Below are 22,410 nucleotides of genomic sequence, written 5' to 3'. Positions count from 1 at the left end.
TTGGGACTCCGGGAGGGGGGGCCTGCGGGCGGCAGGCGATCTGGAATAAGAGCTATTGTCGTATCGCATAGCGATATGATCATGTTGTTATTTAGATTAGTCGTCGCGCGGAGGGGCGAGCAAGCTAGGGAAATCCCCGCCGGACGCGATCGGGCCGTCTGAACTTCGCCACGCCGCCGCCACAGTGCCGCCACGCCCGCCGCCGCGAAGCGGCTGCCGAAATCGTGTAAGTTGTGCGCCTTGGAGCAAGAGGGAGGACGGCCCGCGGTCGGGCAGGCTTTCCTGGGTCATCGGGGGCGGGTTTTCGGTCATGGATACAGGGGCAGCAGCACCCACGGGCGGCGACTTCCGCGTCCTTGTGGTGGGCGCGGGCATCGTCGGCGCGTCCGCCGCGTATTTCCTGCGGCAGGCCGGCTGCGCGGTGACCGTGCTGGATGCCGGCACGCCCTCGGCCGGGGCCTCGGGCGCTTCCGACGGGCTGGTGTCGGTGGGCAGCAAGAAGCCCGGTTTCCTGATGAATATCGCCCGCAACGCGCGGGACCTGTATGTCGAACTGACCCGCGACGGCTTGCTGCGCGGCCTGTTCCAGCAGCGTCCCACCTTTCTTTTCGCGCGCAACGAGGCCGAGGCCGAACTCATGGCCCTGCACGGCCGCGATCTGGAAAGCGCCGGCGTGCGGGTGGAGCGCTTGAGCGGAGCGGCGTTCGGGGCTTGCGTTCCCGGCGTGTCGCCCGCCATCGTCGGAGCGCTTGCCGTGCCGGACGACGGCCATGCGCTGGGCTACCAGATCGTCGACCGCATGCTCAAGCGGTCCGCCGCGCATATCGTCCGCCATGCGGCGGCGCGCGCGATCAAGGTCGAGGGGGGACGCGCCGTCGGCGTGGAGACCGATGCCGGGACCTTCGGCGGCGATGCCGTCTTGATCGCCGCCGGGCTGGGCTCGACGGCGCTGGCCGGGTTGGGCGAGATCCTGGTGCCGCGCAAGGGGCAGATCGTGATCACGGACCGGGCCACTGACAATGTGCCGGCCTTTGCCGGACCGCTGATGTCGGCGGCCTACCTGGCCGCCAAGCGCAGCGCCGACGCATCCCGGCGCAATCCCGTGAGCTTGGTCATCGATCCCTTGAATACGGGGCAATTGCTGATCGGCGGGACGCGCGAGGAAGGCCTGGCCGACCGGGAGACCACCGTGCGGCATGTCGCCACCATCTTGCGCGAGGCCCTGGACGCCTATCCTCCGCTGGCGCGCCGGCGGGTGATCCGCACGTTCTCCGGCGTGCGGACGGCGAGCGTGGATGGACTGCCCATCGTCGGGCGGCATCCGGGTATCGGCGGGCTGGCCATCGCCACCGGTTTCGAGGGCGATGGCATCTGTCTCGGACCCTTGATGGGCAAGCTGGCGGCCGAGATCGTGCTGGGGCGGCCGGGCAGCCTGGATATCGAGGCCTTGTCGCCCGCGCGCTTCGCCAGGGCGGCGGCGGGCGAGGCCTTGGCGGGAGCGTCGTCATGATGCATTTTTATTGGAATGGCCGCGCCATTTCCTTCCGCGACGGCGAAACGCTGGCGTTGGCCTTGCGCCGCGCCGAGGTCGAGGATTTCGGGCCGGCGGCGGGCGGGCAGCGGGCGCGGTATTTCTGCGGCATCGGGCAATGCCAGGGCTGCCTGGTGTCGGTGGACGGCGGGGCGGCCGTGGAGTCCTGCCTGACCTTGGCGCGGGCGGGCGCGGTGGTCGCGCCGGGCGCGTTTTGAGCGGGCGGGGGAAGACCATGCCGATGTCATCCGCGGCCCTGGCGCAGTCCGCCTGCTGTGACCTTCTGGTGGTGGGCGCCGGTCCGGCCGGCGTCAGCGCGGCGATAGAGGCCGCGACGCGCGGGGCGCGCGTCCTGCTGGTCGAGCAGCGTCCCCATGCCGGCGGCGCCATTCATCGCGCCGCCCACGACGGCGGTCCCTGCGCGGCGCCGATGCCGGCGCGGCACAAGAAGAACTGGGCCGCGTTGCAGCGGGAACTGGCGCGTTTGGCGGATCGCATCCGCGTGCTGACGTCGGCGGTCTTCCTGGGCATCGATGGCGACGGCGTTTGCATGATCGATAGCCGCGAGGCCGGGGCGGTGAAGCTGGCGCGGCCGCGGGCCGTCATCTTCGCCACGGGCGCCACGGAGCGGGCGCCGCATGTGCCGGGCTGGGAATTGCCCGGCGTCGTGACGGCGGGCGGGCTTCAGGTGCAGTTGAAGGAAAGCGGCCAGGCGCCGCGCGGCCGCATCCTGATCGCGGGCAACGGTCCCTTGCCGTTGGCGCTGGGGGCGCAATTGGCGGCGATGGGGAATGCCCCGGTGGCCGTGCTGGAGGCGGCGGCGTTATTTCGCAATCTGTGGACGCGGCCCGGGGCGGTGTTCGGGCTGGCGGCGGGGCCCCGGCAGTTGCTGGAGGCGGCCGGCTACTTCCGCCGCTTGCGCGCGGCACAAGTGCCGTATCGCACGGCGACGGCGGTGGTTGCCGTGAGCCTGGGCGGTGTGGCGGGTATCGCCGGTGAGATGGGCGTGGCCGGTGCCGCCGGTGCATCGGACGCAGCCAATGCGGCCAATGCAGCCAATGCAGCCAATGCAGCCGGTGGCGCGGGTGCGTTGCGTGTGCGGACTCGTGATTGGCGGGGGCGCGAGCGGGACTATGAGGTTGACCTGCTGGTGTTGCATGGCGGGCTGGTCGCCAACGATCGCGGCATTCCGGCCGGGGATGTGCACGGCATCGTCATCGCCAGGGCGGGCGATTGCAATGAGGTGCTGGGGGCGGACGCGGCGTTGACCGAAGGACGGCGCGTGGCCGCCATGGTCATGAGCCGATTGAACGGGCGGCCATCTCATCATGGCTCGGCGACGCTGGACGCCGGTGCGCCGTCATCGTCGGCGACGGCGGGCAAGCCCGCGTCGGCGGACGAGAATGCGCCCCAAGGCGCGGCAGCCACGTTCCAAAAGTCGCTCCGGCGCCTGTTCGCCCCGGCGCTGGCATCCATGCCTCCAATAGATGCCCACACCGTCATCTGCCGCTGCGAAGGCGTTACCCGCCGCGCGTTGGCGGAGCAGGACCTGCATTCGGCGCGCGAGCTGCGGCTGGTCGGCCGCGTCGGCATGGGCTTGTGCCAGGGCCGTTTCTGCGCTCACGCGGCGAGCATGGCCGCACCGGACGAGGACGGCGTCCTGACGCTGGCGGACATCGACGGCGCGATACCCCGATGGCCGATCCGGCCCGTTTCCGTCACGGCGCTGGCGGGCGCGGAGGATCTTTGAGGCCAGTCCCGCCCGCGCCCGGCGGCCATGCCCGCATCGAACAGCAGACAGATCATCCACTAGCAGATCACTCACCAGCAGATCACTCACCAGCAGATCATCCACCAGCAGGCCACGCCCCGCCAGACCACCCTCCGTCAGACCACCCACGAGCATCGTCCACCATGACCCACGATCCGAACCACGTCCGCCCCGTCGTCCACGGCCTCACGCTGGGCGTGCTCATGCTGGACACCCGCTTCACGCGCTTCCCGGGTGAAATCGGCAACGCCGCCACCTGGTCCGTGCCGCTGCAATTCAAGATCGTGCGCGGCGCGACGCCGGCGCGGGTCATCGAGGACCGCGGCCGCGGCCTGCTCGATCCTTTCGTCGACGCGGCGCAGGAATTGATCGACATGGGGGTGCGCGGCATCACGACCAGTTGCGGTTTCCTCGCCCTGTTCCAACGGGAGTTGAGCGCCAGGCTGTCCGTTCCGGTCGCGACCAGCTCGCTGCTACAGGTTCCCATGGTCGAGCGCATGCTGCCGGCGGGCAAGCGCGTGGGCATACTCACCATCAACCGGACCGCCCTGACCGGCGCCCACCTTGCCGCCGTCGGCGTGGACGGCGCGACGCCGATCGCGGGCATGCCGGAAGACAGTCTTTTCCGGCGCGTGTTCACCGACCGGGCATCTCCTTCGGAAGCCGATTTCGCCGTCCTCCAGCGGGAAATGGTGGCGGCGGCGCGCGCGCTGGCCGCCAGCCATCCCGAGGTTGGCGCCATCGTCTTCGAATGCACCAATATGCCGCCTTTCGCGGCGGCGGTCCGCGAAGCGACCGGGCTGCCCGTCTTCGACGTGGTGGGCATGCTGCGGTGGTTCATCGACGCGATACGGTTGCAGTCGGGATTGCAGCCGGCACCGCAGTCGGGACTCCAACCGGGACTGCAAGCGGAATAGCAGCCCGGACTGTAGTCGTCGGATCCGCAATCGGCCGAGCAACCGCGTTCACCGGTTTCAGGGTTTGCCCGCATTGATGCATGCCGAAAAATAAGCGTGTCCCATATTCGGCCCCGCTTTTTGCCCACGGCACCCGAAATCTGGCGAATTCCTGAACCGCCGGTCCTGGGAGCAGGGTGGGCGCGATTAGAATTCCTCCCGATGGGCAGGCCCGGCCGCGCGGGGCGGGCTGTCCGACGCGTTTCCAGCGCTATGTTCTGTATCCAGGAGACTGCCGTGATTACACGCAGAAGTTTTGTTTCGGCCACGTGCGCGTTCGGCCTCGGCTCGATGATTTCCATGCCGGCGTTCGCCCAGAATGAATCGACCATGGCGCGCGTCAAGCGCACCAAGGTATTGCGCACCGGCTTCATCGCGGGCGCGGCGCCGTACTACGTCAAGTCGGTGGCGACCGGCCAATGGCAAGGGTTCTGCGTCGACTTCGCCAACCAGTTGGCCGAGTCGCTCGGCGTCAAGCTGCAGGCCATCGACACCACGTGGGGCAACGCCGTGCTGGACCTGCAATCGAACAAGATCGACTGCATGTTCGGCCTGGCGCCCACCGAGCAGCGCAAGAAAACGGTGGGCTTCACCGATACGCTGTTCCAGAATACGTTCACGCTGGTGGCGAAGAAAGGTTTCGATCCCAATACCTGGGATGACGTCAACAAGCCCGAAGTGCGCCTGTCGGTCGACCAGGGGTCGAACCAGGACACCTTCGCCACGCAGACCCTGACCAAGGCCGCGCTGCACCGCTTCGAGACCTCGGGCGACGCCACGCTGGCCTTGCAGACCGGCCGCGTGGACGCGCAGGTGCTGGTGATCCTGCTGGCCGTGACCGTGCTGTCCAAGGCGCCGCGGCTGGGCCACCTGGTGATTCCGACGCCGGCCGCCACCGCGCCGACCGCCATCGGCGTGCAGAAGGAGCCCGACCCGGCCTTCACCGAATACGTCAATCAATGGCTGAACGCCGAGCGTTCCAAGGGCGTGATCAAGCAGACCATCATCGACAACATGCAGAAGCTGGCGGGCGTCGATCCCAAGCTGTTCCCCAAGGAAGCCACGTTCTAGCATCCTGCCACGGTTAGCCGCCGGGGCATTCGACCCGGCGCCCGCCGCCCGCCATCCCAGCGGGCGCGCGGGCATCGCATGAATTTCAAGGAGCGGTTGTGTATCAGTGGGACTTTGGCGCCATCTGGGTCTATCACAAGCTATTGCTGAGCGGCCTGGCCTATACCGTGGTGTACACGATCATCGTGGTGGCGGCGGGCCTGGCGGTAGGCGTGGCCGTCGGCATCGGGCGCGTGCGCGCGCCGCGCTACATCGCGGGCATCCTGCGCGCTTACGTGGAAATCTTCCGCTGCACGCCGGTGCTCGTGCAACTGATCTGGTTCTACTACGCGCTGCCCGTCCTGACGAACATCGAGATGTCGCCCACCGCCGCCGCGGCATTGTCGTTGACGCTGTACGGCGGCGCCTTCTATTCGGAGATCGTGCGCGCGGGCATCCTGGGCGTGGATTGGGGGCAGACGGAGGCCGGCCTGGCCATGGGCATGCGGCGCGACCAGGTCATGAGCCGCATCATCCTGCCGCAGGCTTTCCGGCGCATGGTGCCGCCCCTGATGAGCCAATCCATCATGCAGTTGAAGAACACGTCGCTGCTGTCGGTCATCGCCGTGCCGGACCTGCTGTACCAGGCCCAATCCGCGGCGCACGATTCCTATCGCCCGCTGGAGCTCTACACCATCACGGCCATCTGCTATTTCATCGTGCTGTTCCCGGCCACGCTATGGTCCAAGCGCATCGAAAACCGTCTGGCGAAACAGGACAGGAACGCGTCATGAGCGACCCGATGATCGAGATCAACAACCTCAGCAAGCGGTTCGGCGATCACGTGGTGCTGAAGGACATCTCGTTGCAGGTGGACAGGGGTTCGGTGGTGGCGATGATAGGCCCGTCCGGCTCGGGCAAGTCGACGCTGCTCCGCTGCATCAACCTGCTGACGATGCCCGACGGCGGCCGGATACGGGTGGGCGAGCGCAGCATGGACTTCGACAGCCCCCGCGGCCATCGCATGCCGGAGAAAGAGCTCGCCAGCTATCGCGCGACCACCGGCATGGTGTTCCAGCACTTCAACCTGTTCCCGCACATGACCACCGTCCAGAACGTCATGGAAGGCCCGGTGACGGTGCAGAAGATCCCGAAGACGCGGGCGCACGCGCTGGCGATGGAGCTGCTGACGCGCGTGGGCCTGGAGGCGAAGGCGGACGTCTATCCGGACATGCTGTCCGGCGGGCAGAAGCAGCGCGTGGCGATCGCGCGCGCCCTGGCCCTGCGCCCGTCCGTCATGCTGTTCGACGAGGCGACCTCGGCGTTGGATCCCGAGCTGGTCGGCGAGGTGCTGGCCGTCATCAAGGCGCTGGCGGAGGACGGCATGACCATGCTGCTCGTGACCCACGAAATCGCCTTCGCGCGCGAGGTCGCCGACCAGGTGATCTTCATGCGCGACGGCGTGGTGGTCGAGGCGGGGCCGGCCGAACAGGTCATCGACAACCCGGCGCAGGCGGCCACGCAATCCTTCCTGGCGCGTTTCAACAAGGCGTGACCGCAAGGGGAGAGGGCGGGCCGCCGCGCCCTTTTTTGCCGGAAAGACAAGTTCGATGACCGGCGAAGTTTCACAAATTTCTGTCTTGACAGAAATTTGTGAAGACCATAAAGTGGCTCCCATGAAACTCTCGCCTGTCGCCGAACGATTCATCCTCCACTGGGGGGAAATGGGCTCCCGCTGGGGCGTCAACCGCACCGTCGCGCAGATCCACGCGCTGCTCTACCTGCTCGGGCGGCCGGTGCCGGCGGACGAAATCGCCGATACCCTGGGCGTCGCCCGCTCCAACGTGAGCACCAGCCTCAAGGAATTGCAGGCGTGGCGCCTGGCCAAGGTGGTCCACGTCATGGGCGACCGGCGCGACCACTTCGAGACCTCGACGGACGTCTGGGAGTTGTTCAAGCTGATCGTGGAAGGACGGCGGCAGCGCGAGATCGATCCGACGCTGACGATGCTGCGGGAAAGCCTGGCTGGCCCGGACATCGCGGCCGAGGATGCCGCCACGGCGCAGCGCATCCGCGACACCCTGGCCTTCCTGGAAACCCTGACGACCTGGGCCGACGAGATGCTGCGCATGAAGCCCGAAACCCTGATGAAGACATTGGGCATGGGCGCGAAGATCAGCAGGGCGGTGCGGCGCACCGGCAAGTAAGCGGACGCGCGACGGCGGACGGTGAATGCGTCCGCTTTTTTGCCGCCGGGCCGTCCCAAGGCAAAAACGCCCCCTCGGGGGGCAGCAAGCGGCGCAAGCCGCGCGGCGTGGGGGCTTTTTTCAAGATGTTATTTCTGTTTATACAGAAATAACTGTAAATTGGAGATCGATATGGACCGCGTGATGGACCCTGTTATGGCCCGCAAGATGGCCCGCGACATGGACCGCCGATGCCTGAGCATCCTGATCTGCGGCGCGCGGGGTTTCATCGGCGCCGCGCTGTGCGAGGCCCTGGCGCGCCAGGGGCACCGCGTGTTCAAGGGCGTGACGACGGCCCGCCGCGACGACGAAATCGCCATCGACTACACCCGCGACATCGATCCCGCCGATTGGATGCCGCGCCTGCGCGATATCGACGTCGTCGTCAACGCGGTCGGCATCCTGGTCGAAGGCAAGGGCCGGACCTTCGATCTATTGCACCGGCGCGCGCCGATCGCGCTGTTCGAGGCGTGCCGCCGGGCCGGCGTGCGGCGCATCGTCCAGGTCTCGGCGCTGGGCGCGCAGGCCGGCGACACCCCTTATTTCCGGAGCAAGCGCGCGGCCGACGATTATCTGCGGTCGCTGCCCATCCCGCACCACATTCTCCGTCCCGCCCTGGTCTACGGGACGGCAGGCGCCTCGTCGCGTTTCTTCCGCGCGCTGGCGAGCCTGCCCGTGCATCCCTTGCCCGCCGGCGGCCATCAATTGCTGCGGCCCATCCACGTCGACGAGCTGGCCGAGATCGTCGTCAGGCTGCTGGAATCGGAAGCAGGCGGCGACGGGCCGCTGGACCTGGTGGGCGGCAGCCAGGTCGAGTACCGCGACATGCTCGCCGCCTATCGGAAGTCCCTGGCGTTTCCCGCCGCGTGGCGGATCGCGGCGCCCGCGCCGCTGGTCGGCCTGGCCGCGGCGCTGCTGGACCGGATCCCGGGTTCGGTGCTGACGCGCGACACCTGGCGCATGTTGAACGCGGGCAACACCGCCGACCCCGGCGCGACCGCGCGGGCGCTGGGCCGCATGCCCGCCGGCGTCGAACGCTTCATCCGTCCGGAAGAGGCGCCGCGGCTGCGCGGCGAGGCCCTGGCCGCGTGGCGGCCGGCCCTGCTGCGCGGCGCGCTCGCCGTCACCTGGATAGGGACGGCGATCTGCAGCGCCTTCGTCCATCCCCGGGCCGCCAGCCTGGACCTGCTCGCCCGCGTCCACCTGCATGGCGCCGCGGCGCTGCTGGCGCTGTACCTGGCGTCGGCGCTGGACTTCGTCCTGGGCGTGGCCACGCTGCTGCGCCCCGGGCGGCGGCTCTGGGCGGCGCAGGCGGCGCTGATCCTGGCCTATTCCCTTCTTATCGCCGTGGCGCTGCCGGAGTACCTGTGGCATCCCTTCGGCCCGATCCTGAAGAACCTGCCCATCCTGGCGCTGTTGTTCGTTTTGTTGAGCGAGGAGGAAAACGCATGAATTCCTATCTTGTGGTCAAGGCCTTGCACATCCTGTCTTCCGTCCTCATGGTGGGGACCGGTTTCGGCACGGCCTTCTATCTTTTCTTCGCGAACCGGACGCGCGACGTGGCGTCCATCGCGACGGTGTCGAGACTGGTCGTCAGGGCCGACCTCTGGTTCACCACGCCGGCCGTCATCTTCCAGCCCTTGTCCGGCCTCTGGCTGGCGCATACGGTGGGCTGGTCCTGGACCACGCCCTGGATCCTGGCGTCCATCGGGCTCTACGCCTTGGCGGGGGCCTGCTGGCTGCCCGTGGTCTGGCTACAGGCGGAGATGGCGAAAATGGCGGCCGCGGCGCGCGCGGGCGGCGAGTCAGCCCTGCCGGCGCGGTACTGGCGCTATGCGCTCTGGTGGGAACGCCTGGGCTACCCCGCCTTCATCGCCATGATCGCGGTGTATTTCCTGATGGTGCTCAAGCCCGCGATCTAGGGCGGCCGGCAGGATGACAAGAAACACGGACAAGAAACCCGGCCGCGCGCATCGCGGTCCCGCCGCGCGGCCCCGGACGCGCGCGTGTCAAAGCAGCTTCACCTGCCCGTCGCGCACGATCTTGCCCCAGGTGGACGTCTGCTCCTCCAGCCATTGCTTGAACTGCGCCGGCGTCTGGTCGACCTTCTCCGATCCCAGTTCCTCGAAGCGCTTCCTGACGTCCGGCAACGCCACGATTTCGGCGATATCCGCGTGGATCTTGTCGATGATCGCCGCGGGCGTGCCGGCCGGCGCGAGCAGGCCTTGCCACGATCCCGTGACGAAGCCCGGGATGGTTTCCGCGACCGTGGGCGTGTCGGGGATCTGGGCGAAGCGCTTGGGGCTGGCCACGGCGAGCAGTTTCATCCGTCCGCCGGCCACCAGGGGATAGGTGGCGAGATAGCTGTTGAACGTCGCGTCGACCTGGCCGCTGGCGATGTCCGCGATGACCTGGGCGCCGCCTTTGTAGCCGATGTAGTTCCAGTCGACGTTCATTTTCCGGGCGAACAGCACGCCGGCCAGGTGCGTGATGGCGCCGGGCGTTTCGCCGTAGTTGAGCTTGCCCGGATGCTGGTGGGCATAGTCGACGAGATCGGCAATCGTCTTCACCGGCAGGCCGTTGCGCACCACCAGGATATGCGGCGAGTACGCGACGACGGAGATCGGGGCGAGGTCGCGCGTGGGCTGGTAGTTCAGGTCCGGATACAGGCTGGGCGAGATCGCCAGGCTGCCCAGGTCCATCAGCAGCAGGGTGTAGCCGTCGGGGTCGGACTTGGCGACGAAGGCGGCGCCGATGTTGCCGTTGGCCCCCGAGCGGTTTTCGACGATGACGGGCTGGCCCCACTTCTCGCTGAGGTACTTGCCCATGAGGCGGGCCACCACGTCCGACGCCCCGCCGGGCGGCAGCGGGACGACCAGGCGCACCGGCTTGGTGGGATAGGCCGGCGCGGCACGGATGCCGGGCGCGGCCAACGATGCCGCGATCGCGGCGCCGCCGATCAGCAGGCGGCGGCGGGACGGAAAGGTCGGGTCGGAGTGATTCATGGCTGGTCCTGTCTTGGCTGCTCCCATCGTGGCTGCTCCTATTGCGCGCTGTCCGCGTGTATGCCCAACTTCCTGATCAGCGCCGACAGGCGCCGGTTGTCCGCCGCGATGTGATCCGCGAACGCCTTGGGCGTGGAGGTGTGGGGCACGGCGCCCTGCGCCTCCAGCAGGTCCTTCACCTCCTTCGTGCTCATGACCTCGCGAATGTCGGCCGCGATTTTCTCGACGATGGGCGCGGGCGTGCCGGCCGGCGCCAGCACGCCTATCCAGGACGCGAAGTCGGCGTTTTCCAGTCCCGCCTCCTTCATCGTCGGCACGTCGGGCAGCGCCAGCGAGCGCTCGGGGCCGGCCACCGCGATGGGCCTGAACTTGCCGCTGGTGATCATTCCCACCGCGCCGAAGATGGACGTGAACTGCATGGGCACTTCGCCGGACATGACGTCCGCATTGGCCTGGCCGCCGCCCTTGTAGGGAATGTGGCGGAAGCGGGCGCCCGAGGCGGACTCGAAGACTTCCATGGCCAGGTGCGTGGAATTGCCGATGCCGGAGCTGGCGTAGCTGTAGGCGTTCGGCTCCGCCTTGCCCAGGGCGATGATCTGCTTGAGATCGGTGGCCTTGAACTTGGGCGAGGTGACCAGGATCAAGGGCAGGTCGGCCACCATGGAGATGGGCACGAAGGCCTTGGCGGGATCGTAGGGCAGCTTGCCGTACAGGTAGGGATTGATGGACTGCGTGCCGACATTGCCCATCAGCAGCGTGTAGCCGTCGGGCTTGGCGCGCGCCACCGCGTCGGCGCCGAGTATGCCGCCCGCGCCGCCGCGGTTCTCCACGACGACGGACTGATGCCATTTCTCCGAGAGCTTGGTCGCCAGCACGCGGGCGCCCGAGTCGGTGCCGCCGCCCGGGACGAAAGGCACGATGAGGGTCACGCGGTGGTCGGGATACGCATCCGCGGCCTGCGCCGGACCGGCCGCGGCGACGGCGGCGCAGGCGGCCAGCATCGCCAGGCTGGCGGATAGGGGTTTGTGCATAGCCTTGTCTCCTTGGTCGGCGGGTGGGCGGCTTCGATGCCGCCTTCCCGCCGGGTTTTTATGTAGAGGTGCTGCAACTTGCGGGGCGGGCGCGCGGCCCGCGTCGTCAACTGGCGGTTTTCAAGCCTCCGTCGGATTCGGCGCCGAGGCGCAGGCGGGAGGAGGCGCCGCCCAGGTGCAGGCGGACGGCCTCGGCGGCGGCGTCCCCGTCGCCGGCCTCGAAGGCGTCGACGATGCGTCCGTGTTCCGTCAGGGCGGCTTCGGATCCGAGCGTGTCGCTGTTGGGCACGATGGACAGGCGGGCCACGACGATGATCATGTGCAGCTCGCGCCAGGCGGCCGACATGGGTTCGTTGCGCGCGCTGTCGACCAGGGCCTGGTGGAAGGACTGTTCGAGTTCGATGTACTGGCGGTAGTGGCGGTAGCTGCTGCCTTTCTTGCGCAGCGCCACCATGGCGCGTATCGATTCGCGCATCAGCCCGGCCGCTTCCGCGTCGCCGCTGCCCTGCCGGGCGCAATGCATTTCGATCAGCAGCCGGAATTCCATCAACTGCCGCATGTGGTTGGCGTCCGGCACGGGGGCGACGGCGAAGCCCGTGTTGGCCGTGAATGCGACCAGGCCTTCGGCGCCGAGCCGCGTCAGCGCCTCCCGCAAGGGCGAGCTGCTGATGCCGCAGGCGCGCGACAGCGCGTCGATGTTCAGGCGCTGCCCGGGCTTCAGCGTCTGGTCGAGGATCTGCCGCTTGAGTTCCTCGTAGGCCTGTTCGGACAAGGGCGTCTTGGCGAGCCGGATCACGTTGGGGGGCAAGGTCTTGGTCATGGATGTTCCCGAGTAGGCCGCAGGCGCGCCGTGTCCGCCGGCGCCGGTGGGCGGCGATATGGCGCACGCCGACGGCCGGAATGGCGGCTTCGTTCGGACGCAGATTACTACATCGAATATCGTCGATCAAGGATCGTGCACGATATTGACAGGCCTTTGCCGCCCCGCGCATACTGCCGGACAACTCAAGGAAGAGACCTCGCTGTGGACAAAATCGCGTCTGTCGAAATCGGCCTGTACGAAGTGCCGCTGAAGAAAGCCTTGTCGGATGCCAAGGTGCTGACCGGGAGGCAGAAGGCGCTCTCCCACGTGGATATGCTGACGGCCCTCGTCCGCACGGAGGACGGCCAGGAAGGCTTCGGCTTCAGCTATTCGCTGCGGGCCGGCGGCAGGGCGCTGTATGCCCATGCGCGCGACCTCGCCGGCTTCCTGGTCGGCGAAGACCCCGCCGACATCGGCCGCCTGTGGGAGAAGCTGGCGTGGCAGGGCGCCTCCGTCGCCCGCACCGGCGTCACCGTGCAGGCCATCGCGGCCTTCGACCTGGCGCTATGGGACCTCAAGGCCCGCCGCTGCGGCCTGCCGCTGGGCAAGCTGCTGGGCGCCTACCGCGACAGCGTGCCTTGCTACAACACCTCGGGCGGCTATCTCAACGCCGAGCTGGACGAAGTGCTGGCGAACGTCGATCGTTCCCTGTCCGCCGGCATCGGCGGCATCAAGCTGAAGGTCGGCCAGCCCGACGTCGCCAAGGATATCGGCCGGGTGGAAGCGGTGCGCGCGCACCTGGGCGCGGGCGTGCCGCTGATGGTGGACGCCAACCAGCAATGGGATTTCACGACGGCATTGCGGGCCGGCCGCGACCTGGAAGCCTGCCGCCTGACCTGGATGGAAGAGCCCCTGGCGGCCTACGACTACGAGGGGCACGCGCGCCTGAGCGAGCGCCTGGACACACCCATCGCGACGGGCGAGATGTTGTCCAGCGTGGCGGAAGTCTCCAACCTCATCGACGGGCGGTCCGTCACCTTCCTGCAGCCGGACGCGCCCCGCATCGGCGGCGTGACGCCTTTCCAGAAGGTGGCGGTGATGGCGGAGGCGCGCCGCATGAAGCTGGCGCCGCACTTCGTCATGGAAATCCATATCCACCTGGCCTGCGCCTATCCCCTGGAAAGCTGGGTGGAGCACATCGAATGGCTGGAGCCCGCGTTCAACGAGCGTATCCGGATAAGCGGCGGCCAGATGCATATGCCGACGGCGCCCGGCCTGGGCTTCAGCCTGGCGGACGCCGCCGCGCAATGGCGGGCCGCGCAAGAGACGGTGCGCACCGCCGCTTATTGATGATGAAGGGATGAAGGGAGACATGCATGAGTGAAAACCGATACGCGATCGTGGACCTGGTGGCGTTCGGCGCCGGCCTGCTGGCGCAAGCCGGCATGGAGCGCGAGAAGGCGCAACGCGTCGCGGAGCTGCTGGTCGAGACCGACGCCATGGGACGCCGCACCCACGGGCTGGCGCTGCTGCCCCTATATCTCTCGGATATCGCCAAGGGCAGCATGACCCTGGAAGGCAGCTACGAGATCGTGTCCGACCGGGGCGCCGCGCTGGTCATCGACGCGCGCCGCCTGCCCGGGCTGTGGCTGATGGATCAAGCCATTTCCCTGGCGGCAAGCCGGGTCGCAAGCCATGGCGTGGTGTCGATCGCGATACGCCGCAGCCACCATATCGGCTGCCTCGCGACCTTGACCAGGCTCGCCACGGATCGCGGGCTGGTGGCGACCATCGCCAATTCCGAGCCTTCCGCGAAACGGGTCGCGCCCTATGGTGGCAAGGAGGCCTTGTTCACGCCGAATCCTTTTGCCTTCGGCTATCCGGGCCAGGATCATCCCGTGCTGGTGGATATCTGCGCGAGCATCACGACCACGTCGATGACGCGCACCAAGCACGCCCTGGGCGAACGATTCGAGCACAAATGGCTGCTGGATGGCGACGGGCGGGCCACCGACGACCCCGCCGTGCTCGAACACACGGAGCCGCGCGGCTCCCTCCAGTTGATCGGCGGCCAGGAGTACGGCCACAAGGGGTTTGGCCTCGCGCTGATGATAGAGGCGCTGTCGCAGGGCTTGTCCGGCTACGGCCGCGCCGACAAGCCGGTGCAGTGGGGCGGCGGGAACGTTTTTCTCCAGGTGCTGGACCCGGATTTCTTCGCGGGACGCGACGAGTTCCAGCGGCAGACGGGTTTCTTCGGCGACGCATGCCGCGCGAATCCGCCGGTGGATCCGGCCCGGCCCGTGCGCCTGCCGGGCGATGAGGCCGCCCGCCTGCGCCGTGCCGCCATGCGGGACGGAATCGCCTATGCGCCGGTGGTCTGGCGGCCGCTCGCCGAGGCCGCGAAGTCGCTGGGGGTGAGCCTGCCGGCGTCCAGGGCGGCAGGCGGCTGATCCGCCGCCTTCCCGGCCAAGCCTACTCGAACCCCTCGCCGGTCTCGTCCAATAGCCGGTGCTTGATGGCGTAGTGGATCAGTTCGGCCTGGTTGTTGATCCGCATCTTTTGCTGGATGCGCGTCTTGTAGGTGCTGATGGTCTTGCCGCTGATGCAAAGCAGGGCGGCGATCTCGCCTATGGTGCGGCCCATGGCCAGGTGGCGGAAGACCGAGTATTCGCGGTCGGACAATTGCTCGTGGGGCAGTTCGGTGGCCTCGGGCTGGAAGTCGCGCGCGATTTTCTCGGCGATGTCCATGTTCAGGTAGACGCCGCCGGAGGCCACCTTGCGCACCGCCGCCACCAGTTCGGCGGCGGCGCTTTCCTTGGTCAGGTAGCCGGACGCGCCGGCCTTCAGCGCGCGCACGGCATATTGCTGCTCGCCGTGCATGGTCAGCACCAGGATGGGCAGGCGGGGAAATTCGTCCCGGATCTGGCGGATCAGCTCGACGCCGCTGCGGCCCGGCATGGAAAGATCCAGCAGCAGCACGTCCCATTCGCCCTGGCGCAGCAGGGCCAGGGCCTCGGCGCCGTTGGCGGCCTCGCCCTTGACCGACAGGCCGTCGGCCATGCCCAGGATCTGTTTCAACCCTTCCCGGACCAGGGTGTGATCGTCGGCCAGCAGGATGCGTGTCATAGGGTCTCTTCGGCGGTGTCGATGGCGATGGGAACGGTCGCCGTCAGGCGAAAGCCCTTCGCGGGTTCGCTATCCAGGACGAGGGTGCCTCCCAGCAGGCGCACGCGCTCGCGGATGCCCAGCAGGCCGAAGGATTCCGCCTTGGCCATCTGCGAGGGCGTCGCCCCGACGCCGTTGTCGCGGATGTCGATGCGGCACTGTTGCGCGTCGCATTCCAGGCGCAGGGAAATGCGGGTGGCGCCGGCATGCCGCGCCGTGTTGGTGAACGCTTCCTGGACGATGCGGAACACCGCGGTGGTGAGCTCGTGCCCCAATGCTATCTGTTCCCCGCTGACATGAACATCCGTCTCGATGGCGTAGCGCTCGCTGAAGTCCTGGGCCAGCCATTCGACCGCCGCGAAAAGTCCCAGGTCATCCAGCATGACGGGCCGCAAGTTGGAGGCGATCCGCCGCACCGAGCCCACCGTGGCGTTGATCAAGGCATGCAGCGCCGCCGCCTGCGCGCGCGCCGCCGCGGCGTCGGGCGGCAGCATGCCCTCCAGCAGCGACAGGCCCATTTTCATGGCGGTGAGGCTTTGCCCGAGATCGTCGTGCAGTTCGCGCGCGATGTGGGCTTTTTCTTCCTCGCGGATGTTCTGGATGGCGGTGGACAGCCGCGTCAGTTCGTTGCGCGAGAGCTCCAGTTCGCGGTTGGCCCGCTCGCGCTCGGTGACGTCGCGCAATTGCACGGTGTAGAGCTTGCCGTGCTCGTCTTCCCACTGCGAGATGGACGCCTCCAGCGGGAATTCCTCGCCGTTGGCGCGCAGGCCGGTCACTTTGCGGTCACCGCCCATTTGCCGCTCCGAGACCCCGGTACGGCCGAAACGCGCCAGGTCCTGCGGGTGCGTATGGCGGAAACGGGGAGGGATGAAGCGGTTGAGCGAGGTGCCGATGGCTTCGGCCGCGGGGCAGAGGAAGATGCGCTCGGCCGCCGGGTTGAAGATGATGATGGTCTGGGAGGCATCCACCGTAATGATGGCCTCCATGGCTGCCTGGATGATTCCGTAGAGACGGCTCTCGCTGGGCGCGGCCGCGCGGGGCGCCTTGTTCTCGCAGCCGGGCCGGCCGCCTGCGGCCGCGGCGGAGGGGGGCGGGACGGAAGCGGGCGCACGGCGCTGCAGCCACCGCGCGGCAAGGAAACCCAATGCGGCACAGGCGAGGGCGAGCAGTAGCGACGGCAGGACCGATGGCATGGCGAAGGAATGGAGAGCGGGAAACCAGGACGCCGCGCCCGTGCCGATGGCCGGGCCGCGTACCGCCGCCGGGGACGGAATGGCGGCGCCGCGGGCGTGGGCGAGCGTCCAGAGTATACGTCGTGGGCCGGCGGGGTGTCGTCGCCGCGGCCGCGGTCGTCCACGGGACCGGCATGGTCAGTGCGACAGCAGGACCGGCACGGTCGCCGCGCGCAGCACGGTGCTGCAGGCGCCGCCCATGACCCATTCGCGCAGCCGGTGGTGGCCGTACGCGCCCATGATGACGAGGTCGCTCCCGCGTTCCTCCACGCATTCCAGGATGATGCGGCCGACGTCGCTCTGGCGGCCGTCGCGGATCAGCCGCTGCGGCAGGGGATAGTCGTGCACGGAGAAGTAGTCGTGCAGGTCGTCGCGCAGCGCCGGCGCGATGGGGCGCGACGACACCGACAGCACCAGCAGTTCGCTGGCCCGGCGCAGCACGGGATCGGCGTCGGCCAGCGCCCGCGACGCCTCGCGGCCCTGGTCCCAGCAGAACAGGATGTTGCGGCCGAGCGGCGGCAGGTCGCCGGCCGTGGGGATGATCAGCACCGGCCGCCCCAGCGTCATGATGACGGACTCGGTGAAGTAGGGGGTGACGACGCTCTCCGGATCGTCCTCGCCGGACTGGCCCAGCACCAGCAGGTCACAGGTGCGCGCATGGCGCGCCAGCACGTCCGCGGGCGAGCCCTCGGGCGCGCGCCATTGGACCGCGACGCCGGCCTCGCGCGCCGCCCGTTGCAGACATTCGCGGGCGACGTTGCGGTTGTCGGCGAGGCGGCGTTGCAGCACCGCGTAGACGTCGTCCGGGACGATGCCCTCGTCGTAGACGTACTGCGGCGGCAGGTAACTGGTGTAGATGCCGACCAGGGCGGCGGCGTGGTCGCGCGCGACCTGCGCCGCGGCCCGCACGCGGCGCGTGCACGCGGCGTCGTCATCGAGGTGGACGGCGATGCGCTTGAACATGGGCAACCCCAGCAATAATCGTGAAATCCCAGCCGGAATCGTAGGGGCGGGGCGCCCGCGGTGTATTGACGTGGCTCAAAGGGTGTGCGGGTCGCCGCCGGCGGGGGTACAGTGCGGGTCGGGGGGTGAATCTTGACCCAGGTCATGGCGTCCGGGCGGCGTACGCCGGATCATGGCCACATCAACGCCGACCCTAGGAGAGTCTTTCATGTATCGCAAAATTCTGGTTGCCCTCGACGGCAGCGACGTGGCCCAGGCCGCCTTGGAGCATGCCCTGCACCTGGGCAGCACGGAAAACGCGGAAGTGGTGCCGGTCTACGTCGTGGAGTATTCCAGCGCGTATTACAGCGCCGCCATCTACGACGTGACGCCTTTCCACGACGCCATGATGGAGGAAGCCAACAAGGTGGTGGCCATGGCCAACGAGCGCCTGACGGCCGCCGGCGTGCGGGGCAAGGCCCGCTTCATCGACAAGGAAGGCATCACCCAGACCATTGCCCAGCAATTGCAGGACGCCGCCGAGGAAGAGGGCGCCGACCTGGTGGTGCTGGGCACCCATGGCCGCCGCGGTTTCCAGCGCATGGTGCTGGGCAGCGTGGCCGAGGCCTTCCTGCGCCTGTCGACGCGCCCGGTGCTGCTCGTGCCGGCGAAGGCAGGGGCTTAAAGGAGTTCGGGCGGGCGGCCGGCCGGCGGCTTGATCCGTCCGTCTGAACCATCTATCTGAACCGTCCGCCGCCCGATCCTGCCGTCACGCAATCGGCGCCGGCGGCGTGCCGCCCTCCTGGGCGGCTTTCAATTCCATCAACAGGCTGTGCAGCATTTCGGTGGACAGCCCGTGCAGCACCAGCCGGTAGCCCGCCCGCAGCGTGGACATGGGCACCAGCGGGTGATTGTTGTTGACCAGGATCAGGTGCTGGGGCGCGCCCAGCAGCTTGGCCGCGTAGATGCCTATGGTCTCGTCCAGTTGCAGGGAGTTGGCGGCGCGCCAGAAGTCGTTGTCCGTCAGCATCAACTGGTACAGCGGCGTGAACAGCTCGATCGCGCTTTGCAGGTCGAGGAAGTTCAGCGGCTTGTGCGGCAGGTCTTCCAGCCGCAGTCCCGGATCGCGGATCATCGAGTAGTCCACGCGCGCCGGCGCGTGCATCTCGACCCCCGCGTCCCGCAGCGCCTGGTTCAGGCGAATCACGAAATTGAACAGGTTGAGGTCGTGCTTGACGAAGAGGTCGTCCTTCAGGTCCTCGATCCCGCGCGGCTCCAGCGGCGTCGTCGCGACGGGCACGGGCGAGTTGGCGGCGATGAAGGCCAGTATCTGCGCGCCCAGGTGGAAATGCCGCAGGATCAGCCAGTTGGCCTCGGGCGAGACGAAACGCGCCAGGCCCCACGCCAGGATGCGGTGCAGCAGCCGCGAGTGCGACCAGCGCTTGGGCAGGAAGGTCTTCAGCACCTGGATCAGGATGATGAAGGCGCGCGCCAGCGGCCGCAGGAAGGGCAGCAGGTATTGGCGCGAGCGGCTGCTCGAATCGGTCAGCCAGGCCTTCTTCACCTTGTCGGGCAGGGGCGTGCTGCGGTCCAGGTACAGCGCCAGCCAGGGATTGGGGTCGGCCGGGTCATGGCCCCGGGCCAGGAATTCGGGTTCCTGATTCATGCCGCGTCGTCCTCCGGGCGATGTTCCATGGCGGGGTGATCCTCCATCACGTACTGGAATTGCATCAGGTACAACGCCGCCGTGCGGCGCGCGGTGTCCGCGATGCGCCGTCCGGCCTTGCCGTCCTCGTCGCAATCCAGCGCCAGCTCCACCGCCGCGAGCCAGCGCGCGAGATGGTGTTCGTCATTCTGCCCGTGGTATTCGAGGAAGCGGAAGGCGTCGGGCGGCAGGGACAGGCTGGCCTTGAGCAGGGGCAGCAGGGCCGGGATGATGCGCTGGCCCGTGCCCTCGATGATGTAGATGGCGCCCAGCAGGCCGATGGGGTCGCGCGTGGCGGCCAGGCCGTGCAGGTAGGCGTTGAGCGCCTCGCCGCCGGGATTGCGGCGCAGGGCGTCGATGTCCTCGATGGCGCCGCCGGCCTTGCGGTAGTCCCCGAACAGGATCTTGAAGTCGTTCTGTTCCTCGCCGGCGTGCGTGTCGATGAGGGCGGCCAGCGGCTGCCAGGCGGGCCCGAGGGAGGCGGCGCCTTCGCGCATCCACTTGCTGCCCTCGCGCACCTGGGGAATCCAGTTCGCCATCCAGTTCACGTAGTCGGCGGTCCGGAAGCGGCGGTTGCGCAGGTGGCGGACGACCGGCGTGCGCCAGACGCGCGAGCGGTAATCGTGCCAGATCGACGCCAGCTCGGTCAGCAGCGGACCCAGCGCTTCGGGCGCGCTGTCGGGATCGTGCGGCGGGGCGATATGTTCGGCGGCGGCCGAGTTGGCGTCGTTTCCGGGCGCTGTTCCTGTGCTTGCTTGAGACTTGGCCCCGCCGTCGGTCCCGCTTCCGGCGTCCGGCATGGCGGCGCGCCCGCCGCCGGCGTCGTCCGGCGCGGCGGCCGGGGCGCCCACGGAAACGCGCGCCGATCCGTCCGCCGCTTCGGCTTCCCACAACATATACGCCGTCGTGAAGCGCCCGGATTCGGGGATGTAGCACAGTATCTGCTCGCCCGGCCGGATCTCGCGGGTCTCCAGGAATTCGGCGAGCATGATGAGGATGGAGGCCGCGCCGGTGTTGCCGCGCCAGGCCAGGTTGCTGAACCACCGCTCGCGCGCGATCGCCAGGCCGGCCTTCTCCAGCAGGTCTTCCACGACCGGAATGAATTTCTCGGACGAGTAGTGGCACAGGAAATGATGGATGTGCCGCGGATCGACCCAGCCGTCGCGCACCAGCCCCGCGTATTCGTGGATGCCGATGTCGAACAGGTGCGGCAGCAGCCGGATGTCCTGGCGCAGCGACAGCGCGCCGTCCGTCTCGGCGTCGGTCCAGGAGGGATAGTCCAGGTGCCCGCGCGCGCGGTCGGCGGACAGGCCCAGTTGCATGCAGACCGGATAGTCGCCGGAGAACGCGCGCTGGTGCACCCATTTCAGCCGCAGGCGCACGCCGCGCGAGATGCCGGGTAGCGCGCGCAGGCCTCGCCCCAGCACCACGGCGCCAGCGCCGTCCGACAGCATCCAGCGCAGGAAATGCGCGTCGAAGTCCGCGTCGTAGCCGCGCGCCGCGAAACGGGAGCGCTTGAACAGGCGCGACGGCATTTCGCTGGCCACGGCCAGGGCGGTGGCGTGGCCGCCCAGTTCGACCGCCTGCGCCGCCGCCTGGATCGCCGCCACGCCCGCGGCGCAGATGCCGTGCACGGACAGGGTCTCCATGGGCGGGGCCGCCAGCTCGCCCTGGATCATGTTGGCGAAGCCCGGCATCAGGGCATCGCCGCCCGAGGAGCCGCTGGCCAGCAGCGATACGTCGTCCAGCGGTATTTCGTTGCGCCGCAGGCAGTCGCGGATGGCGCCGACGGCGAGCTGCGCGTTGGTCAGCGTGGTGGCGCCGTCGGCGTCGATCGCGTAGTAGCGCTGCTTGATGCCGTTCTCGGCCAGGATACGGTGCTTGATGCGGCCGGAGATGCGGTTCAGCGGCGCGATGTAGCGGTCCATTTCTTCGTTGGACACGGGGCTGCCCGGCATGAAATAGCCGGCGCTTTCCAGGTAGACACGATGAAACGGGGTGGGCATGGGTATCCTCCGGGTGGAAATGCGGGGCTCGCCGGCCTAGCGGGCCGGCCCGGGGTTGTGCCGGGGCGGATTCAGGGACCGGGTGCGGAAACGCGCGCTGAAAGCGCCCAGGACGAAGACGCGGAACATGTACGGCACCAGGCCGCCTTCGTTAAGGCCGGCCGGCACGCGCGCCCGGTAGTGTTCGCGATGCAGGCGGGCCAGTTCGGACCAGTGCGCGCGCGAGTGCTCGTGATGCGCCGTATGCAGGCCGATGTTGAAAAGCAGGGGGTTGAGCAGGCCCTCGAAATTCCGCGCGTAGCTCAGCGCGCGGCCGCGTTGCGGCCCGCCGTCGGCGTGCGCGTGCTGCAAATAGTTGGTGGCCAGCAGCCAGTGAAGACCATGCAGTTGCGGCACGATGACGTAGGCCAGCGCCTTGGCGGGATGCAGCGCCAGCAGCCCGCCCCACAGGCCCAGCCAGGCGCCGTATTGCACCATGCAGTAGCGCCAGGCCCCGGGATGGTGGCGGCGCAGCCGGCCCAGCCAGGCGATGAAAAGCGGATACAGGACCCAGACCGCCTGCACGGGATGGATGAGATAGCCCCACAGATGGTTGGTGTCGCCGCCGAATCGGTAGGTGCGGGCGGCGTCGCGGGCGCCATGCCGGTGCCGATGGTGATTCGCCACGTGGGCGGGATAGAACACGAAGGTGGGATGGCCTTGCAGCAGGGTGATCCAGATGTCCGTGGCGCGATTGGCCCAGCGTCCGCGCCACATGCGCAGGTGCGTATGGTTGTGGTGGATCACGCCGATGCCCAGCGTCAGGAACAGCATCAGCGCATAGAGCAGCCACTGGAATCCATAGAGCCATTGCCAGGCCGCCAGCGCCGGCAGGGCGGCCAGATAGGCGAGGCTCTGGAGGTCGCGGCGGTGGCGCAGGACCGGCAGCCGCGTCCGCCAGCCGCGGGGCGCGCGTTCCGCGATGGTCC

The 22,410-nt window shown here is 68.4% G+C and carries 22 protein-coding genes; 13 read left to right on the top strand and 9 right to left on the bottom strand.

The window, feature by feature from the left end; translation table 11 throughout:
• Window positions 1-310 precede the first annotated feature (310 nt).
• The 10 genes from CAL29_RS24980 to CAL29_RS24935 all read left to right on the top strand — a co-directional run bounded on the left by CAL29_RS24980 (window position 311) and on the right by CAL29_RS24935 (window position 9,476).
• On the top strand, window positions 311-1,510 hold the full coding sequence (locus CAL29_RS24980; protein ID WP_094855627.1) for an NAD(P)/FAD-dependent oxidoreductase: 1,200 nt from the start codon (window positions 311-313) through the stop codon (window positions 1,508-1,510).
• Complete coding sequence (locus CAL29_RS24975) at window positions 1,507-1,749, top strand: 2Fe-2S iron-sulfur cluster-binding protein (protein ID WP_094855626.1); 243 nt, start codon at window positions 1,507-1,509, stop codon at window positions 1,747-1,749. Before CAL29_RS24980 ends, CAL29_RS24975 begins: the two co-directional genes overlap by 4 nt.
• 17 nt (window positions 1,750-1,766) lie before the next feature.
• Window positions 1,767-3,281 carry an FAD-dependent oxidoreductase gene (locus CAL29_RS24970; protein ID WP_179284175.1) on the top strand — a complete coding sequence of 505 codons (1,515 nt, stop codon included), beginning with the start codon at window positions 1,767-1,769 and terminating at the stop codon, window positions 3,279-3,281.
• Between the two features lie 164 nt (window positions 3,282-3,445).
• Window positions 3,446-4,219 (top strand): aspartate/glutamate racemase family protein, encoded by a 774-nt coding sequence (locus CAL29_RS24965; RefSeq protein ID WP_094855624.1) that lies wholly within the window; start codon window positions 3,446-3,448, stop codon window positions 4,217-4,219.
• Between the two features lie 276 nt (window positions 4,220-4,495).
• Window positions 4,496-5,329 (top strand): transporter substrate-binding domain-containing protein, encoded by an 834-nt coding sequence (locus tag CAL29_RS24960; protein ID WP_256977737.1) that lies wholly within the window; start codon window positions 4,496-4,498, stop codon window positions 5,327-5,329.
• Between the two features lie 98 nt (window positions 5,330-5,427).
• A complete protein-coding gene (locus CAL29_RS24955; RefSeq protein WP_094855622.1) occupies window positions 5,428-6,102 on the top strand; it encodes an amino acid ABC transporter permease in 675 nt (224 codons plus the stop codon).
• Window positions 6,099-6,863 carry an amino acid ABC transporter ATP-binding protein gene (locus CAL29_RS24950; RefSeq protein WP_094855621.1) on the top strand — a complete coding sequence of 255 codons (765 nt, stop codon included), beginning with the start codon at window positions 6,099-6,101 and terminating at the stop codon, window positions 6,861-6,863. The genes CAL29_RS24955 and CAL29_RS24950 overlap by 4 nt, the downstream gene beginning before the upstream one ends.
• Window positions 6,864-6,984: 121 nt before the next feature.
• Window positions 6,985-7,515: a GbsR/MarR family transcriptional regulator gene (locus CAL29_RS24945; protein WP_094855620.1), complete on the top strand. Its 531-nt coding sequence runs from the start codon at window positions 6,985-6,987 to the stop codon at window positions 7,513-7,515.
• A 183-nt stretch (window positions 7,516-7,698) separates the two neighbouring features.
• The gene (locus CAL29_RS24940) at window positions 7,699-9,006 is read left to right on the top strand and encodes an SDR family oxidoreductase (RefSeq protein WP_094856896.1); all 1,308 of its coding nucleotides are present in this window, start codon (window positions 7,699-7,701) and stop codon (window positions 9,004-9,006) included.
• Window positions 9,003-9,476, top strand: coding sequence for a DUF2269 family protein (locus CAL29_RS24935; protein WP_094855619.1), 474 nt, complete (start codon window positions 9,003-9,005; stop codon window positions 9,474-9,476). Before CAL29_RS24940 ends, CAL29_RS24935 begins: the two co-directional genes overlap by 4 nt.
• Before the next feature lie 87 nt (window positions 9,477-9,563).
• Here CAL29_RS24935 and CAL29_RS24930 read toward each other — a convergent pair whose 3' ends face one another.
• The 3 genes from CAL29_RS24930 to CAL29_RS24920 form a co-directional block, all read right to left on the bottom strand.
• Window positions 9,564-10,559 carry a Bug family tripartite tricarboxylate transporter substrate binding protein gene (locus tag CAL29_RS24930; protein ID WP_094855618.1) on the bottom strand — a complete coding sequence of 332 codons (996 nt, stop codon included), beginning with the start codon at window positions 10,557-10,559 and terminating at the stop codon, window positions 9,564-9,566.
• A gap of 38 nt (window positions 10,560-10,597) precedes the next feature.
• Window positions 10,598-11,590: a Bug family tripartite tricarboxylate transporter substrate binding protein gene (locus CAL29_RS24925; protein WP_094855617.1), complete on the bottom strand. Its 993-nt coding sequence runs from the start codon at window positions 11,588-11,590 to the stop codon at window positions 10,598-10,600.
• A gap of 106 nt (window positions 11,591-11,696) precedes the next feature.
• On the bottom strand, window positions 11,697-12,410 hold the full coding sequence (locus tag CAL29_RS24920) for a GntR family transcriptional regulator (protein WP_094855616.1): 714 nt from the start codon (window positions 12,408-12,410) through the stop codon (window positions 11,697-11,699).
• Between the two features lie 204 nt (window positions 12,411-12,614).
• On the opposite strand from CAL29_RS24920, the gene CAL29_RS24915 reads away from it, so the two are divergent.
• Window positions 12,615-13,742 (top strand): L-talarate/galactarate dehydratase, encoded by a 1,128-nt coding sequence (locus CAL29_RS24915; RefSeq protein WP_256977734.1) that lies wholly within the window; start codon window positions 12,615-12,617, stop codon window positions 13,740-13,742.
• A gap of 26 nt (window positions 13,743-13,768) precedes the next feature.
• Window positions 13,769-14,842, top strand: coding sequence for an Ldh family oxidoreductase (locus tag CAL29_RS24910; protein ID WP_094855614.1), 1,074 nt, complete (start codon window positions 13,769-13,771; stop codon window positions 14,840-14,842).
• A gap of 22 nt (window positions 14,843-14,864) precedes the next feature.
• Here CAL29_RS24910 and CAL29_RS24905 read toward each other — a convergent pair whose 3' ends face one another.
• The 3 genes from CAL29_RS24905 to CAL29_RS24895 all read right to left on the bottom strand — a co-directional run bounded on the left by CAL29_RS24905 (window position 14,865) and on the right by CAL29_RS24895 (window position 17,752).
• The gene (locus CAL29_RS24905) at window positions 14,865-15,518 is read right to left on the bottom strand and encodes a response regulator (protein WP_094855613.1); all 654 of its coding nucleotides are present in this window, start codon (window positions 15,516-15,518) and stop codon (window positions 14,865-14,867) included.
• Window positions 15,515-16,678, bottom strand: a complete 1,164-nt coding sequence (locus CAL29_RS24900) for a PAS domain-containing sensor histidine kinase (RefSeq protein WP_373559835.1) — start codon at window positions 16,676-16,678, stop codon at window positions 15,515-15,517. Before CAL29_RS24900 ends, CAL29_RS24905 begins: the two co-directional genes overlap by 4 nt.
• 249 nt (window positions 16,679-16,927) lie before the next feature.
• The gene (locus CAL29_RS24895; RefSeq protein ID WP_094855611.1) at window positions 16,928-17,752 is read right to left on the bottom strand and encodes a universal stress protein; all 825 of its coding nucleotides are present in this window, start codon (window positions 17,750-17,752) and stop codon (window positions 16,928-16,930) included.
• A gap of 208 nt (window positions 17,753-17,960) precedes the next feature.
• On the opposite strand from CAL29_RS24895, the gene CAL29_RS24890 reads away from it, so the two are divergent.
• Entirely contained in the window at window positions 17,961-18,416 is a 456-nt protein-coding gene (locus tag CAL29_RS24890; RefSeq protein WP_179284174.1) for a universal stress protein, read from the top strand.
• A gap of 84 nt (window positions 18,417-18,500) precedes the next feature.
• On the opposite strand, the gene CAL29_RS24885 is transcribed toward CAL29_RS24890, so the two are convergent.
• The 3 genes from CAL29_RS24885 to CAL29_RS24875 are packed head-to-tail and all read right to left on the bottom strand — an operon-like array spanning window position 18,501 to window position 22,405.
• The gene (locus CAL29_RS24885; RefSeq protein ID WP_094855609.1) at window positions 18,501-19,397 is read right to left on the bottom strand and encodes a DUF6999 family protein; all 897 of its coding nucleotides are present in this window, start codon (window positions 19,395-19,397) and stop codon (window positions 18,501-18,503) included.
• On the bottom strand, window positions 19,394-21,442 hold the full coding sequence (locus CAL29_RS24880) for a StlD/DarB family beta-ketosynthase (protein WP_094855608.1): 2,049 nt from the start codon (window positions 21,440-21,442) through the stop codon (window positions 19,394-19,396). Before CAL29_RS24880 ends, CAL29_RS24885 begins: the two co-directional genes overlap by 4 nt.
• A gap of 36 nt (window positions 21,443-21,478) precedes the next feature.
• Entirely contained in the window at window positions 21,479-22,405 is a 927-nt protein-coding gene (locus CAL29_RS24875; RefSeq protein ID WP_373559834.1) for a fatty acid desaturase, read from the bottom strand.
• Between the last annotated feature and the right edge of the window lie 5 nt (window positions 22,406-22,410).

Origin of the sequence: Bordetella genomosp. 10, assembly GCF_002261225.1 — a bacterium.
Classification (GTDB): Bacteria; Pseudomonadota; Gammaproteobacteria; order Burkholderiales; family Burkholderiaceae_B; genus Bordetella_C.
The sequence above is the reverse complement of the archived record's forward strand: the minus strand, read 5'-3'. Positions and strand labels throughout refer to the sequence as shown.

Excerpts from the sequence above, each read along its gene's own strand:
- CAL29_RS24980 (WP_094855627.1), top strand. The coding sequence starts at position 311 with ATGGATACAGGGGCAGCAGCACCCACGGGCGGCGACTTCCGCGTCCTT.
- CAL29_RS24930 (WP_094855618.1), bottom strand. The coding sequence starts at position 10,559 with ATGAATCACTCCGACCCGACCTTTCCGTCCCGCCGCCGCCTGCTGATC.
- CAL29_RS24905 (WP_094855613.1), bottom strand. The coding sequence starts at position 15,518 with ATGACACGCATCCTGCTGGCCGACGATCACACCCTGGTCCGGGAAGGG.
- CAL29_RS24890 (WP_179284174.1), top strand. The coding sequence starts at position 17,961 with ATGTATCGCAAAATTCTGGTTGCCCTCGACGGCAGCGACGTGGCCCAG.
- CAL29_RS24925 (WP_094855617.1), bottom strand. The coding sequence starts at position 11,590 with ATGCACAAACCCCTATCCGCCAGCCTGGCGATGCTGGCCGCCTGCGCC.
- CAL29_RS24970 (WP_179284175.1), top strand. The coding sequence starts at position 1,767 with ATGCCGATGTCATCCGCGGCCCTGGCGCAGTCCGCCTGCTGTGACCTT.
- CAL29_RS24935 (WP_094855619.1), top strand. The coding sequence starts at position 9,003 with ATGAATTCCTATCTTGTGGTCAAGGCCTTGCACATCCTGTCTTCCGTC.
- CAL29_RS24965 (WP_094855624.1), top strand. The coding sequence starts at position 3,446 with ATGACCCACGATCCGAACCACGTCCGCCCCGTCGTCCACGGCCTCACG.
- CAL29_RS24910 (WP_094855614.1), top strand. The coding sequence starts at position 13,769 with ATGAGTGAAAACCGATACGCGATCGTGGACCTGGTGGCGTTCGGCGCC.
- CAL29_RS24945 (WP_094855620.1), top strand. The coding sequence starts at position 6,985 with ATGAAACTCTCGCCTGTCGCCGAACGATTCATCCTCCACTGGGGGGAA.
- CAL29_RS24975 (WP_094855626.1), top strand. The coding sequence starts at position 1,507 with ATGATGCATTTTTATTGGAATGGCCGCGCCATTTCCTTCCGCGACGGC.
- CAL29_RS24885 (WP_094855609.1), bottom strand. The coding sequence starts at position 19,397 with ATGAATCAGGAACCCGAATTCCTGGCCCGGGGCCATGACCCGGCCGAC.
- CAL29_RS24880 (WP_094855608.1), bottom strand. The coding sequence starts at position 21,442 with ATGCCCACCCCGTTTCATCGTGTCTACCTGGAAAGCGCCGGCTATTTC.
- CAL29_RS24920 (WP_094855616.1), bottom strand. The coding sequence starts at position 12,410 with ATGACCAAGACCTTGCCCCCCAACGTGATCCGGCTCGCCAAGACGCCC.
- CAL29_RS24950 (WP_094855621.1), top strand. The coding sequence starts at position 6,099 with ATGAGCGACCCGATGATCGAGATCAACAACCTCAGCAAGCGGTTCGGC.
- CAL29_RS24895 (WP_094855611.1), bottom strand. The coding sequence starts at position 17,752 with ATGTTCAAGCGCATCGCCGTCCACCTCGATGACGACGCCGCGTGCACG.
- CAL29_RS24940 (WP_094856896.1), top strand. The coding sequence starts at position 7,699 with ATGGACCCTGTTATGGCCCGCAAGATGGCCCGCGACATGGACCGCCGA.